Raw genomic sequence first — 13,437 nt, forward strand, 5'->3', positions numbered from 1 at the left:
ATCCTGTGCCTGACCTCCATCAAGCAGCTCCCGTTCCGCCGCCGAGGAAACCGGCCCCGTCCGCCGCCAAGCGAAAGGGACGCCCCATTGAAATGCGGACCGTGCACCGGGTGCTTTCGCTCGTTGCCTGCCTGTTCCTGCTCTACATCGGGACCACCGGCACACTGATCCAGACGCTCGACCTCGCCGCGATCTTCAGCGGCAAGCCGGAGAGCGATCCAACCATGCAGTCGATCAACGAGGGCAAGTTCGGCAACGGATTTTACTCCGCCGTCACCCACGCCGACTGGAGCGCGGCCGCGCTGCCGGCCAATGTCGATGTCGCCAAGGCTTTCTCCGTAACCCTTGCCCGGTTTCGTGAGATCCGGCCCGATCTGGCGCCGGCCTTCGTCGAACTGCGCATGGTCAACGGCCGGGTCGTCGGCCAGGTGGCCTTCGCTGATCCCAGTGCTCCGCCCGACCCGCGCCGGATGGGCACTCCAGTTTCGGCGCTTGCGTTCGACGTCGCCTCAAGCCGGCAAGTCCCGGCCATCGATGTACGCGGGGCTTACCCTGCCCCGTCCCTGCGTCAGACACTGAAGCAATGGCACCGCTTCTGGGGGCCGAATTTCTTTGGCCTGCGCGACGTGCCCGGCGTTTACGTCGAGTTCCTGTCCGGATTGGCAATGACAGCGCTGATCGTGAGCGGCCTCGTCATGTACTTCCGCCTGCTCAAGCAGCGGCGCAAGATCAAGCGCCCCAACATGTTCTGGATGACTTCCGACACGTGGCGATCGTTGCATCGCGGGGTATCAGTCGCTGCCTCGGTGCTTCTTGTCCTGGTCGCTTTAAGCGGCACCTGGATCGGCTTTGAAAGTTCCTACGCCACTTTCAATCGCCACAAGCCCCCCCGCGAGACTCTGGCGATCACCGATAAACAGGCCGCCGCCGTCGCCCACGACGCAATGGTCGCGTTCCGCGCCGAAGAGCCGGATACACCGATCCGCGCGATCCGGGCGAGGGTCTGGTTCGGGCAACTCGAAGGCGCCATCGTCACAGCCACCAAGCCGACACGCCAGCGCGTCTTCAATGCCGCAAGCGGTCAGGAGCAAAGCCTTAGCTCGCCGCTCTATCCCAAGTCGCCCTTCCCCCTCGGTACCGATGTCCACGAATGGATGAAGCACTTCCATTCGGGCGAGCTGCTCGGGCTGCCCGCGCGAATGCTCAACCTGCTGGCGGGACTGTCGCTCGTTTTCCTCTCCGCCTCGGGGCTCTGGATGTACGTCGATCTCTGGCGAAAGCGCGCGAAATCAGGGCGAAAAGAACTGTTCTGGAAATAGGAAAACGGCCGCGAAGCACTCACGGCCCGCGCAGGACCGCTCAACCCGGGGAGACAAAACATGAAATCCCGAAGCGCCAGGACAACAGCCAAGAGGTGAAATGGTGATACGCACTGTCGCAACCGCCTCGCTCGTCATTTTCATCTACGGCATGATGGCCTCGATGCTGGGAACGATCGTTCCTTCACTGGGCCTGAGGCTTGGCCTTGGCACACAGGAATTGACATGGCTGGCCCTGGCGCAAGGACTGGGCCTGGCAGTGACCTCGGTCTGGGCCGGCGCCCTGATGGACAGGCGGGGCAAGAAACCCGGCATCGCAGCAGGCCTGGTGTCGAGCCTTGCCGGCCTCGTCTTGCTCGCCCATCCGAGTGGGCTGGTCTCCGCCATGATAGCCATGGGTCTGCTTGGGATCGGCGGCAGCTTGGTCATCGTCGGTGCCAATGCCCTCGTGAACGACGCCAGCGCGCGCAACAAGGCCTCGGCCCTCAACATTCTCAACCTCTTCGTCGGATTGGGAGGCATGGCTACCCCGTGGGTCGCCGCAAACCTGCTGCATTCCGATCCGGTCTCCGTGGCATGGGCCGCCGCCGGCATGGCCGCGTTCGCCCTGCTGGTGACGCTGTCGACCCCGATTGCGCATGCTCCGCCGGTTCAAGGCAAGACATTACAGGAATCCGTGTTCACCTCGCCCGCGCTCTATGTGCTTGCCGGCGTCACGTTCCTGTACACCGCCAGCGAGTTCGCAATGTGGAACTGGCTACCCAAATTTCTCATCGGAGCCGGGCTGGACCCCACTGACGCCCTAAACCTGCTGTCGCTCGGGTTCGCGGCGGGCATGCTGATCGGCCGCCTCGTCGCAGCGACCGTGTTACGCCGCCTGCCTCCGGTCATGGTCGTGCTGGTGTGCGAGATTGCGGCCGCACTCACCTCCGGCGTGACGCTGCTCCTGGGCGGCGGCTCCGGAACCGGCGCATTGGTCTTCGCCACCGGCCTCGCCATGGCGCCGGTGTTTCCCACCAGCATTGCAATCATCGGCATGCTGTTTCCGCGCGGTGCCGGAACCGCGATCGGGTTTGCGATCACCTGCGGCTTCAGCGGCCTGGTGGTCAGTTCTCCGATCATCGGCATGATCGCAGGCGACAGCGCGCAGGGCATCGGCCGAGCACTCTGGCTGATCCCCTCGCTTTCTGCCGCAATCGCTCTGCTGGTGCTCGGAAACTGCAAGCGCCTTTCGCTTCCAATTCAAGCACAGGACCAAGACTGATGGACATGATCATCGCAGGGCGGCCGGCCGCATCCCGCAGCGGCGCCTGGATCGAAATACGTAACCCGGAGACAGGCGAGACGATCGACCGGGTTCCGCAAGCGAACGCGGACGACGTCGAACTGGCTATCGAAAGCGCCATTCGCGGGCGTGCCGTTATGCGTGCCCTCCCCCTTCATCGTCGCAGCGAAATTCTCCGCACCGCTGCCGACATCATCGAGGGCCGGCACGAAGAATTGAGCCAGCTGCTGGTGCGGGAAAATGGCAAGACCATCCGCCAATGCCGCGCCGAAATGACCGCGACCGCCCGCCTGTTCCGAGATTTTTCCGAGGAAGCCAAGCGTATCGGTGGCCGCTCGATCCCGATGGATGCGATCCCCGGCCTCGAACACATGATCGCTTACACTTTCCGGCAACCGCTCGGGATCGTCACCGGGATTGTCCCGTTCAACTACCCTGCGGAGCTTTTCGCGCACAAGATTCCCGGAGCGCTCGCTGCCGGGAACGCAGTTATCGTCAAACTACCGGAACAATGCCCGCTCACGGCGCTGGAACTGGGCCGCATCCTGCTGGAGGCTGGACTGCCGGAAGATGCCTTGCAGATGATCACAGGCTATCCCCATGAACTCGGAGATCGCCTTGTAACGCATCCCGAGATTGCCATGGTCAGCTTCACCGGCGGTAGCGTCGCAGCGAAGATCATCGCCGGACAGGCTGCCGCCTCCCTCAAGCGAACAGCCTTCGAACTCGGCGGGGTCGACGCCATGATCGTGCTGGACGATGCCGACATCGGCAAGGCGGCTACCGCAGTGGTGAACGGCCGCCTCACCAATGGAGCGGGACAGATTTGCTGCGCCGTAAAGCAGGTTTGGGTGGCAGGCGCCGTTTTCGACGATTTCGTCGAGGAATTGCTTCGGCAAGTCGGCAAAATCAGGATGGGCTCGCCCCTTGACGAACATACCGACCTTGGCCCGCTGATTTCGGAAGCGGCAGCGGCGCAAGTAGCCCGCGAGGTCGAGCAATGCATCTCCATGGGGGCCCGCGTCATTGCAGGTGGCAATCGGGTGGGAGGCCAATTCTTCGAACCCACGATTCTCACCGGCGTCGCCGCGGATATGCCGTGCATTGTCGGAGAGATTTTCGGCCCGGTGGTTCCGCTCCTACCCTTTGACGACTTGGAGCAAGCCATTTCGGCTGTAAACGGTTCTCCGTTCGGTTTGCAGGCCAGCGTTTTCTCTCAAAGCATTCACAATGCCCTTGATCTCGCGCATCGGCTTGAAGTTGGGGGAGTGGTTGTCAATGGGCCAGGCTCATTCCGCCCGGGGAACCTCCCTTTTGGCGGTGTGAAGCAAAGCGGCATAGGCACGGAAAGCATCGCGGATACCATTCGCGAAATGTCGCATGAGACCGCGATTGCAATCAACTAGAGCATTTTCCAATCAGATGGAATCATCTGATGACTCAGAAAATGCGTCAAACCAGAAGCTTAGAGCAGTTGATCCGATGCAATCGGATCGGAAACTGCTCTAGGTTGGAACTGGCACTTAACTTCTGAAAACCTCGATGCCTTCATAGTCCTTCGCTCCTCCCAGCCAGGGCGATTGCGGCGAAAAACTCTAACCAGCTGACATAGCCGTCATGATGCGCCTTGAGCATGGAGGCGAACACCGTTCGATGGGCCGTGGTTGAAGCCCGTTCGCCACTCCAGCTTTTTGACCCAAACGGAACTTCGCCTGCCTGACGCGGCAAACTTCGCCAGTCAACTTGACAGATTTGTGACAGATACCAACCAATCGGTTGGTCCGTACAACTGTTCCAAAAACACCCTGAATGCGACCGACATGGCGGGGGGCGGGATGGTCGTTCCGACACAAAACAAAAGATAGAAATCAGGAGAGGATATGAACATTCAGCTTTTGCGACTGAAGTCCTGCGCGCTGGCGAGCGTGGCCGTCATGGCTCTGCTGCCAACTCTCGCCTCAGCGCAGTCGTCAGACGATACACAAAATGATGAGAGTGCCGCCCCGTCGCGTGAAACCGAAATCGTCGTTACCGGCACGCTTATCCGCGGCATAGCACCTGCGGGTTCCAACGTGATCGGCATCAGCGGAGACGATGCCAAGACGACAGGCGCCGTATCGACCAACCAGTTGCTTGCCAGCCTGCCGACCGTAGGCAACTTCTTCAACGCCGCACCATCGGGCGTTTCGCCGACGCCGGGATCCAACGGCAGCGCACCGATCGCCCGCCCGAACCTGCGCAACCTACCCGGCGCCAATACCAGTGGCGGCGCACAGACACTCGTTCTTCTCGATGGCCATCGCATTACCCCACTCGGCATAGGACAGCTTGCCGTTGACCCGGACTTCATCGCCCCGCTTGTGATAGACCGCGTGGAAGCCATGACCGATGGCGGTTCGGCCGTCTACGGCTCGGACGCGCTGGGCGGCGTGATCAATTTCATGACGCGCGACCGGTATGACGGTGTTCAGGTCGATGCCAAGGTCGGCATTGCCGACAACTACACGTCGTACCAGGCCGGCGGCATCGCCGGCAAGGACTGGGGCACGGGCTCGATCTATATCGCCTACCGATACTCCAGAAACGACGCGCTTTACGGTTCCGACCGGGACTACGTGCATCGCATCGATCCGGTGACCGGAATTCCCACCGGCCGCAATTGCGCCGAAGGCGTCAACGTTTCGGCGGGATCTGGCGCGAACGCGCGTTCTTATGTGATGAACGGCTCCAGCCTTGTGGCCGGTGGGCCTGTCACCTGCGATTACGCGCAGGACGTGGCGATCTATCCCAGCATCAAGATGCACAACGTCTTCGCCAGCCTGATGCAAGACCTGAACGACAGGCTTCGCGTTGACCTGAAGGTCTATTACGCCCGGCGAGAGGTGCAGGGGAACAACGGCACGCTTGGCAATGGCCAGCTCGGCACCGGTTCGGAATCGGTCGTCACGCTTTCCCCCACCAACCCGAACTACCGGCCGCTGCCCGCCGGCGATCCCAATTTCGGTCTGGCCCAGACCGTCAACTTCAGCCTGGCCGACGCACTTGGCGCGCGATCCGCGAAGCAGGAGACCAACCTCGAAACCTGGAACGTCACGCCGCAGCTGACCTGGAAAATCGGCAGCGACTGGCAGATGCGCGCTCTGGCCAACTACGGCCGGGGCACGGTGGACTATCGCAACGTTCAACTGGTGAACACCCGTGCGCTTCCGTGGCTACAGAACGCCGTGAACAATGGCTCGCTCAATCCCTATAATGCCGGCGCAACCAGCCAGTCGGTCCTCGACGGTCTTCTTGCCGACGATGTCGGCATCGGCCGCAACGAATATGCCGATTTCCGCGCCATCTTCGACGGCCCGATCGTGTCCCTGCCGGCCGGTGAAGTGCGCGCGGCATTCGGTGCGGAATATTCGACCGATACGATGACCCAGCGCACGACAAGCGCATCCACCTATGCGCTGCTCTCGCCCAAGTCTTACACGCAGACGGTCAAATCGCTTTTCGGCGAACTGCAGGTCCCGGTGCTTGGCGGCGGTGACGATGACATGTCGCTGGTCCTCGCGGCGTCGGGCCGGTACGACAAGTACAATGACTTCGGCGACACCTTCAATCCGAAGATCGGCGTTACGTTCCAGCCGTTCAGCAGCCTCACGCTGCGTGCGAACTGGGGCAAGTCGTTCAACGCGGCCACGCCGGCCGACCAGTTGGGCGTCTACTCCTCCGTCGCACAACAGATCCCGGGTGCCTTCCTGCAGTTCCCGCCGTCAACGCCGGGTGTATGCGGTGTTACCGGTCTTCCGGCCTGTTCCGCCTCCGGGGTCGCCGGGATTTACCTGAATGGCGCCGTGCCGGATCTGAAACCGCAGCGGGCGACCAACTGGTCGGCCGGGTTCGACTTCACGCCTGTCGATCAGATCAAACTCAGCGCCAGCTACTACAACATCGACCTGAAGGGCACGATCGGCCGCCCGGTCTCCGGTTCGTTGCTGACGGACTTCTATGTCGGCTATCCCGACCTCTGGCTGTTCCAGCCCTCTGGCCAGCAGGTCGCGGCGATCCTGGCGACGGTGCCCAGCAGCGGCGTCGGCGTTGCCCTTGCGAACCCGACGTCGACCGGTCAGGCAATGCTTCTGGGCGCCGGCGGGACGATGACGCCGGTTCAGGTGCTGCTCGATACACGTGTCCAGAACCTGGGCCGCACGAAGCTTTCCGGCATCGACTTCTCGGCGAACTTCACGTTCGATACCAGCTGGGGTTCGATCGACGGGCGCGTTTCGGGCAACTATCGCCTTGAGCAGAAGACCCAGTCCCGCGCGGGAATGGCATGGTTCGATGCGCTGAAGGACAATACATCCAGGTACCAGCTTTCCACCATGGTCGGCACGACGATCGACAAGTTCCGGGCGCAGGTCACCTGGAACCGCACGCCCGGATATTCCCGCACCGAGAATGTTGCCGGCCAGAAGCGGGTTGGGGACTTCAACATCGTCAACCTCTACTTCGGGTATGACTTCAAGGGAGAAGGCGTCACCCGCGACCTGACCCTGTCTCTGAACCTCGACAACGTCTTCGATGAGGATCCGCCAGCCTATCTCGACGCCGGCCAGCCCGGTTACAATCCGGGCAATACCTTCACGCTCGGTCGCATGGTCCAACTGGGCTTGACGAAGAAGTTCTAAGAGTTCGCTTAAAAAATGCCCGCAGGGGCATTTTTGAGGCGGCACCGGCCCTCTCCCCCACCCTACCACCCATCGGTAGTATCCTGCGGGTGGTAGGGTGGGGGAGAGGGCCGGTGCCGCAAAATTCGCATTTCGCGAATTTTCAAACGGTCTCTAAGCTCCTGCAATAACAGGGCCACGAAGGGTCTGTCGGACGCATGCGCGGGGGCAGACCCTTCCAATTCGCCGGGGTAGGATGAAGACGAAATCGGATCGCAAGCCAGTGCGCGTCGACGGTGAGAGGCGCCGGGCGCAGATCATGGACGAAGCCCAGCGCCTGATCGGCGAACGCGGCTACAATGGCTTTACCTTGCAGGATCTTGCCGATCGCTGCGAACTCACCAAGGCGGGCCTGTTGCACCATTTCAGCAGCAAGGAACAGATACTCATCGACTTGCTGCAGGACCGCGACGACCGGCACCAACTCGACGTGAAGCAATGGATCGCCCGCCGCACACAGGCCGCACCCGGTCGGCACAGCCGCGATGCCTTCGTGGAATCGCTCCGGATGGTGGTGGAGCGCGACATCGCCGATATCGAAATCATGAAACTGCACACCATGCTGCAGGCAGAGGCGCTTAACGCCGGCCACCCTGCCCATGCCTATTTCGCCACGCGGGAAGCCATGCGGCAGGAGAAACTGGCCGTCGCACTGGAACCCTTCTGCCGAACGCCGGAAGCCACCGCGCGCATCGTCTTGGCCCTGATGGACGGATTGGAAGCACGGTGGCTGCGTGAAGAGCGAAGTTTCGACCTTGCCGGCCAATTCGTGGCCGCCATCAAATGCCAGCTCGCCGCGATTTAGGCCCGACGCCGAGCATCGCTCAATCGCCTTGGTGAAATCTTCCAGCTGAACGTCAATTAAGCCCCAAGCAGAGTCTTTGGCCGTGCGCGAGGCAAAGAAGAGTAAGCTGATCGCGGCTAATAGCCATTTGGTCGAAGATACGCGGCCATCCGGACCACTCCCATTCGTTCGACCTTCACGCTGGGGTACCTTCCCCTGCGCGCCGGATCGGCGCGATTCGGTGCGGACAATCTGCGCGGATACAATGGGCGTGAACAGGGAGCCCCGGCATGACTCAGGAACAGGTCACGGTCGTCGTGCCCGCGTTTCGCGCGTCGCAGACCATCGAGCGTGCCGTGCGTTCGGTGTTCGGGCAGCCGAAAGTGCAGGTCCGCGTGATCGTCGTTGTCGACGATGACGAAGGCACGACCGAGGCCGCGCTGTCGGATCTTGCGTCCCGCCCGCTCGACGTTCTGACCAATCCCGGCAACATCGGCGCGCAGAAGTCTCGCAATCGCGGGCTGGCGCAAGTCGAGAGCGAATACGTCATGTTTCTGGACAGCGACGATTTCGTGATGGGGGATCTGCTCCACGGCCTTGCCGTGGCGCTGGCGGAGCAAGGCGGCGCGGACATCGCCTTCGGCCCCTGGCTTTTCTATGACGAGGGGCGGAATCAGGCCAGTCGCCGCAAGCCAGGCTATGCCGATGCCGAAGACTTGCTGGACCGCTGGCTGGTTCGCCGGCAGTGGACGCCGCCCTGCGCGCTGCTCTGGCGTACGGAGTTCCTGCGCGGCATCGGCGGGTGGAACGAAGCTGTACGCCGCAATCAGGATGGCGAGGTGGTCTGCCGCGGCGTGCTGGCCGGTGCGCGCATCGCCCATTCCTCACTCGGCTGCGGGGTCTATGTGCAGCACGATTCACCATTCCGGATTTCCGGCAACCGTTCCACGTTCGGCGATCTGATGGCTGTGGCGGATTCGCTGCTGCGCCAGCCGACCGAGGCGGTGACGGAGGACGCGCGCCGCAAGATCATGGGCGACTATTTCTACTGGCTGGCGGACAGTGCCTTTCGCCGGGGCGACCGCGAACAGGGGCGGGAAGCACTGAAACGCGGAGCCGACCTGGGCGGCGAACTCCGCCTGGATGCACGGATCCCCCGGCTTGGCGCGGCGGTACTGGGCCTGGAGACCTATCGCGGCGTCACGTCATGGGTGCGCGGCGCAAACGACTGAAGACACGGCATCCCTTCCCCTTTCGGATGCCCCCTCTTTCGAGTGATTGCGCCGGGCCGGAAAGAATGGTCGGTTCGCCCCTCCGCCATGCAAAGGTTTGCGATGTCGACGCCTTCCTCTCGCGAACATCATTGGGACGCCGTCAGGGGCGGGCTGATGCTGCTTGGTATTCCCTATCACGTCGCCCTTGCCTATCGCCCGGGACGGGCCTGGATGGTGCCGGTGATGGAGGGCGATCCGCTGATGACGGACCTGGCCCATGTGATCCACATCTTCCGGATGCCGGCGTTCTTCCTGATAGCCGGCTACTTCAGCGCCTTGTTGCTGGCGCGGCGCGACGCGCGCGAATGGCTGAGCGGGCGGCTGGTGCGCATCGGCGTGCCTCTCGCGGTTTCGCTGGTCACCATCGTGCCGGTCTTGAACCTGATCGCCGCGTCCGTGCGCGTGGCCGATCCCTGGAGCATTCACGCACTCTATCCGTCGACCGGCACGGTCCTGCGGCACCTGTGGTTTCTGGCAGTTTTGCTGTACCTGCAGTCGCTTACGGCTTTGGGCTGCATGATCTGGCCGGGCTTGCGCACCATGTCGTTGGCCGGCCGATGGGATGACATGGCCGCGCGGCGGTTCATGCCCGTCTTCATCGCGACCGGCATCGCCGTTGCGGGCTATGGTGCGCTGGTGCTTGGAGTGATGCGCTCGACGACGGACGAGGCGGACATCGTTCAGGGACTGCTTCGGTTGGCGGACTTCGTGGCCGCATTGCCGTTCTATGTCATCGGCATGGCGCTTCACCGCGCGCCCGCGGTTCGCACAGCGTTCGACCGGCCGCGTTGGACCGTTGTGGTGCTGACGCTGATCGCCACCGCCGTCGCCATCCATGCGGACCATCACCGCATCTGGGTGATGGAGCGGTCCTTCGCGGGCTTCGCGGCGCTCGGCTGGTCGCAGACATTGATCGCGCTGGGCCGGACTTTCTTCCACCGCCAGAGCCAAGCGATCCGTACTCTCGTCGATTCTTCGTTAGTGGTTTACTTGTTCCACCTGCCGATCGCGATTGCGCTTACCATTGCGGGATACCGGGTGCAGTGGGGCGTCTGGGTGGAATGGTCGCTGATCAGCGCTGCCACGTTCCTAGCGGCATTCTCGATCTGGCTGGTGGTGCGGCGCGTGCCGCTGCTCAATTTCCTCTATGCCGGCCTGCGTCCACCGACGCAGGCATCGGAGCCCAGCCGCAAACCGGCTGAGGATCCTGCCTAGCCGCTGCCCAGCGGCCTCTGCCGAAACCGTTCGGGCAGCAGGTTGGCGGCCTGTCGCAGCATCTCCGCCATCGCCGCGCGGCCGCCCGGCGTGCAGGCTTGTGCCGCCGCCGCGCCGATGTAACTGGCCGCCACAGCTATCGCGAGCACCGCGATGGTGGGCAGGTTTCCGCCCGCAAGCGACACCACGCCCCAGGCGAACAGTCCGCCCGCCAGCGATGGCAACTGGACTGCGTACATGAAACGCTGCGGCACCGGCGTGCCCAGCGTGGCGTACCAGTAGAGGAAGGGCGATGTGGCGACTTGCCCGATGAAATAGGCGCAGGCCACGCCCACGGCGCCCCAGTGAACGCCGATGATGAAGCTGACGATGCTGACGGCGCTGGAAAAGATGCCCCAATACATCATCCGCCGCGTGTTTCCGGTGCTGATGTAGAGCCATGCCGCCGTGTTGGGCACGCATTGGACGATCGCGGTCAGGCTGAGCCAGAAGAAGATCGGGCTGGCCGCCGCCCAGCGCTCGCCCAGCAGGAACGGGATCAGCCGGTCGCTGCAGATCGCGGCGGCGAGAATGCCCGGCATCGATCCCAGCGCCAACGCCCGAAGCGCCAGTTCGTAGACGCGGCGATAACGATCCGGCTCATCCCGCACGCGGCTGAGCACCGGCAGCATGATCCGCGCCAATGGCTGGTTGATGTTCTGCAGCGGGAACAGCATCAGCTTGTAACTGCGATCGTAGAGGCCCACCGCATCGGCCCCCTCCACTTTGGCGATGATCACATTGTCCAGATTGCGCGCGAAGAAGTTGACCAGGTTGAACCCGGTCAGATTGGCGCCGAACACCACCAGCTTGCGCACACCCGTAAAGGAGGCGCCCAGTCGCGGACGCCAACGGCAGGCCCGCCACATCATGGCGGTGCTGACCACGGCATTGAGGAAGATGCCCAGCCAGATCGCCCAGTAATTCCGCAGGATCAGCGCCGCCGCGGTCGTCAGGACCAAGGTCATGATCGAGACGACGATGTCGTTGATACTCAGCGCATGAAACCGCATCTCGCGATTGAGCAGCGCCTGATGCTGCAGCTTCAGCCCGGTGACGAGGATGGTCAGCCCGGTCGCCGCCGTCACGTATCCGGCCCGCGCATCGCCGTAGAACGCACCGGCCAGCGGCGCCACCGCCACCATCGCCAGCGCCGCGACGATGGAGACCACGACGTTCAGCCAGAACAGCGCATTCGAATGTTCGAAATCCAGTTCCCGTGTCTGCACCACGGCCTGGGTGAAACCCAGGTTCTGGAAGGTCAGCACCAGCCCGGTCAGCGGCGCGACCATGGCGGCGACGCCATAGTCGGACGGTGACAGTATCCGCGCGACGACGATGGTGGTCGCCATCGTTCCGAAAACCTTGACGAATTGCGCCAGGGCGGTGGACGCCAATCCCCTGGTCGCGTGCCGGCCGATGCCCTTTTCTTGCGCCATCGGCCGTCTAGGCCCGCAATGGATCGGGGCGATACTTGCCCGGAAAAGCGTCTCGCCGGTCCCCTGCGGGCAGCGGCGGTGACAAGGCGTTCAAGATGGCCACACTCCGAATCTGCGTCCGTGGCGGCGGAGGCCGGCCCGTGCAAGCGCATGATAATCATGCGCTTGCACGGGCGCTATCATCCCAAAGAGCCCGGATCGCGGCCTATCGATACTTCGTTCGAATGATCGGCCTTCCTGATGATCGATGGCGGGCGACGCAAAAAAAGGGAGGACCCGCAGGCCCTCCCTCAATCGCCGCATCGAATGGCGGGTCAGGTCAATCCATCGCCCGGTTCGGAAAGCGCCGAACTCTGCGAGCCAATCGCCGCCGGCCCCACGCGCAAGTTGTTCTGTACGTGGCGCGCGCCGGATACATCGTCGGCCAGATCCTCTGCCCGGCGCTTCTCCGCCCGGCTGTCCACCGTGCCGTCCAGTGTGACTTCGCCGTCAGACACCGTAACCCGGATGCGGCTGGCATCGACGTGCCAGTCGTTGGTCAGACTATCATTCACATCCTCGCGGATGCGCTCATCGGACCGCGTATAGTCGCTGGGGCCACGGCCGCGATGGTCCAGTTCGCGGCGGTGCGCTGCATCCTCATCCCCGAACCAACTGGCGATTTCGTCGCCCGCCCGCTTCAGGAAGCCCCGGCGCTCGCCATAGGCGCGCCAGTCGCCGTAATCTTCCCGGCTGTAATAGTCGCTGCGCGAGAAACCGAATGTCGGGCGATAGGTGTCGCTGGGATGCATACCTCCACTCACTCCGCCGCTTGGTGGTGAGCGGTCGCGGCCACCATAATCCTCGCTGGTAAAGCTGGAGAAGGTGTCGCCATAGGCGGCATCGTAATTGTGGATGGGATATTCGCCTTCCCTTTCCGCACGCTCGCGTCGGGCCCAGCCGGCCCGCAGGCGCGGATCGCTGCGATAGTCGGATCCCCGGCCAAGACGGTCCGAAAGCGAACCGCCCTCACTACGGGAATCGGACGCATACCGCCCTTCGCGTTCCGAACGCCGTGCACGGATCAGGGACTCTTCATTCGGGTCGCGATAGCCGCCGGCCTGCCGCGCCGGGCCGTCCTGCCACTGGCCGGCCTGTCGCGGCATATCCCAGCGGTCATCGTCCTGATAACCGCCCGGCTGCTGGCTGCGGGGGTTCGAATCGCGTCGGTTCATCGCTGCTCTCCTAGATGTCGTTTTCGGCACGAGGTTCGCGGCCGGGGCATCTGCCCAAGGCCGCGCATCGCGCTCCATCTAGGAAACGAAGCAGACCCGTCCTCTATCCACTGTCCACCGCGAACAGAGGCAATTCCATCGCAAGCTTTCGTC

Annotated in this window: 9 protein-coding genes; 7 read left to right on the forward strand and 2 right to left on the reverse strand. The window is 63.0% G+C overall.

Going from position 1 to position 13,437, the window contains the following annotated elements; all coding sequences use genetic code 11:
- Positions 1 to 92 precede the first annotated feature (92 nt).
- The 7 genes from ACZ1JC_RS23040 to ACZ1JC_RS23070 all read left to right on the forward strand — a co-directional run bounded on the left by ACZ1JC_RS23040 (position 93) and on the right by ACZ1JC_RS23070 (position 10,592).
- Positions 93 to 1,319, forward strand: coding sequence for a PepSY-associated TM helix domain-containing protein (locus tag ACZ1JC_RS23040; protein WP_465137948.1), 1,227 nt, complete (start codon positions 93 to 95; stop codon positions 1,317 to 1,319).
- A gap of 100 nt (positions 1,320 to 1,419) precedes the next feature.
- Entirely contained in the window at positions 1,420 to 2,583 is a 1,164-nt protein-coding gene (locus tag ACZ1JC_RS23045) for an MFS transporter (protein WP_465148440.1), read from the forward strand.
- Positions 2,583 to 4,010, forward strand: a complete 1,428-nt coding sequence (locus ACZ1JC_RS23050; protein WP_465137946.1) for an aldehyde dehydrogenase family protein — start codon at positions 2,583 to 2,585, stop codon at positions 4,008 to 4,010. Before ACZ1JC_RS23045 ends, ACZ1JC_RS23050 begins: the two co-directional genes overlap by 1 nt.
- Before the next feature lie 474 nt (positions 4,011 to 4,484).
- Positions 4,485 to 7,280 (forward strand): TonB-dependent receptor domain-containing protein, encoded by a 2,796-nt coding sequence (locus ACZ1JC_RS23055; RefSeq protein ID WP_465137945.1) that lies wholly within the window; start codon positions 4,485 to 4,487, stop codon positions 7,278 to 7,280.
- 235 nt (positions 7,281 to 7,515) lie between these two features.
- Complete coding sequence (locus tag ACZ1JC_RS23060) at positions 7,516 to 8,124, forward strand: TetR/AcrR family transcriptional regulator (RefSeq protein ID WP_465137944.1); 609 nt, start codon at positions 7,516 to 7,518, stop codon at positions 8,122 to 8,124.
- Positions 8,125 to 8,393: 269 nt separating this feature from the next.
- A complete protein-coding gene (locus tag ACZ1JC_RS23065; protein WP_465137943.1) occupies positions 8,394 to 9,335 on the forward strand; it encodes a glycosyltransferase family 2 protein in 942 nt (313 codons plus the stop codon).
- A 102-nt stretch (positions 9,336 to 9,437) separates the two neighbouring features.
- Positions 9,438 to 10,592, forward strand: coding sequence for an acyltransferase family protein (locus ACZ1JC_RS23070; protein WP_465169078.1), 1,155 nt, complete (start codon positions 9,438 to 9,440; stop codon positions 10,590 to 10,592).
- Here ACZ1JC_RS23070 and ACZ1JC_RS23075 read toward each other — a convergent pair.
- Positions 10,589 to 12,028 carry a lipopolysaccharide biosynthesis protein gene (locus ACZ1JC_RS23075; RefSeq protein ID WP_465137941.1) on the reverse strand — a complete coding sequence of 480 codons (1,440 nt, stop codon included), beginning with the start codon at positions 12,026 to 12,028 and terminating at the stop codon, positions 10,589 to 10,591. The two genes, ACZ1JC_RS23070 and ACZ1JC_RS23075, sit on opposite strands and share 4 nt — an antisense overlap.
- Before the next feature lie 356 nt (positions 12,029 to 12,384).
- A complete protein-coding gene (locus tag ACZ1JC_RS23080; protein ID WP_465137940.1) occupies positions 12,385 to 13,284 on the reverse strand; it encodes a BON domain-containing protein in 900 nt (299 codons plus the stop codon).
- Between the last annotated feature and the right edge of the window lie 153 nt (positions 13,285 to 13,437).

It is taken from the genome of Sphingomonas sp. BL-S-28, from assembly GCF_055521515.1.

Coding starts and splice junctions, on each gene's coding strand:
- ACZ1JC_RS23070 (WP_465169078.1), top strand. CDS start 9,438: ATGTCGACGCCTTCCTCTCGCGAACATCATTGGGACGCCGTCAGGGGC.
- ACZ1JC_RS23060 (WP_465137944.1), top strand. CDS start 7,516: ATGAAGACGAAATCGGATCGCAAGCCAGTGCGCGTCGACGGTGAGAGG.
- ACZ1JC_RS23045 (WP_465148440.1), top strand. CDS start 1,420: ATGGTGATACGCACTGTCGCAACCGCCTCGCTCGTCATTTTCATCTAC.
- ACZ1JC_RS23055 (WP_465137945.1), top strand. CDS start 4,485: ATGAACATTCAGCTTTTGCGACTGAAGTCCTGCGCGCTGGCGAGCGTG.
- ACZ1JC_RS23065 (WP_465137943.1), top strand. CDS start 8,394: ATGACTCAGGAACAGGTCACGGTCGTCGTGCCCGCGTTTCGCGCGTCG.
- ACZ1JC_RS23050 (WP_465137946.1), top strand. CDS start 2,583: ATGGACATGATCATCGCAGGGCGGCCGGCCGCATCCCGCAGCGGCGCC.
- ACZ1JC_RS23040 (WP_465137948.1), top strand. CDS start 93: ATGCGGACCGTGCACCGGGTGCTTTCGCTCGTTGCCTGCCTGTTCCTG.
- ACZ1JC_RS23080 (WP_465137940.1), bottom strand. CDS start 13,284: ATGAACCGACGCGATTCGAACCCCCGCAGCCAGCAGCCGGGCGGTTAT.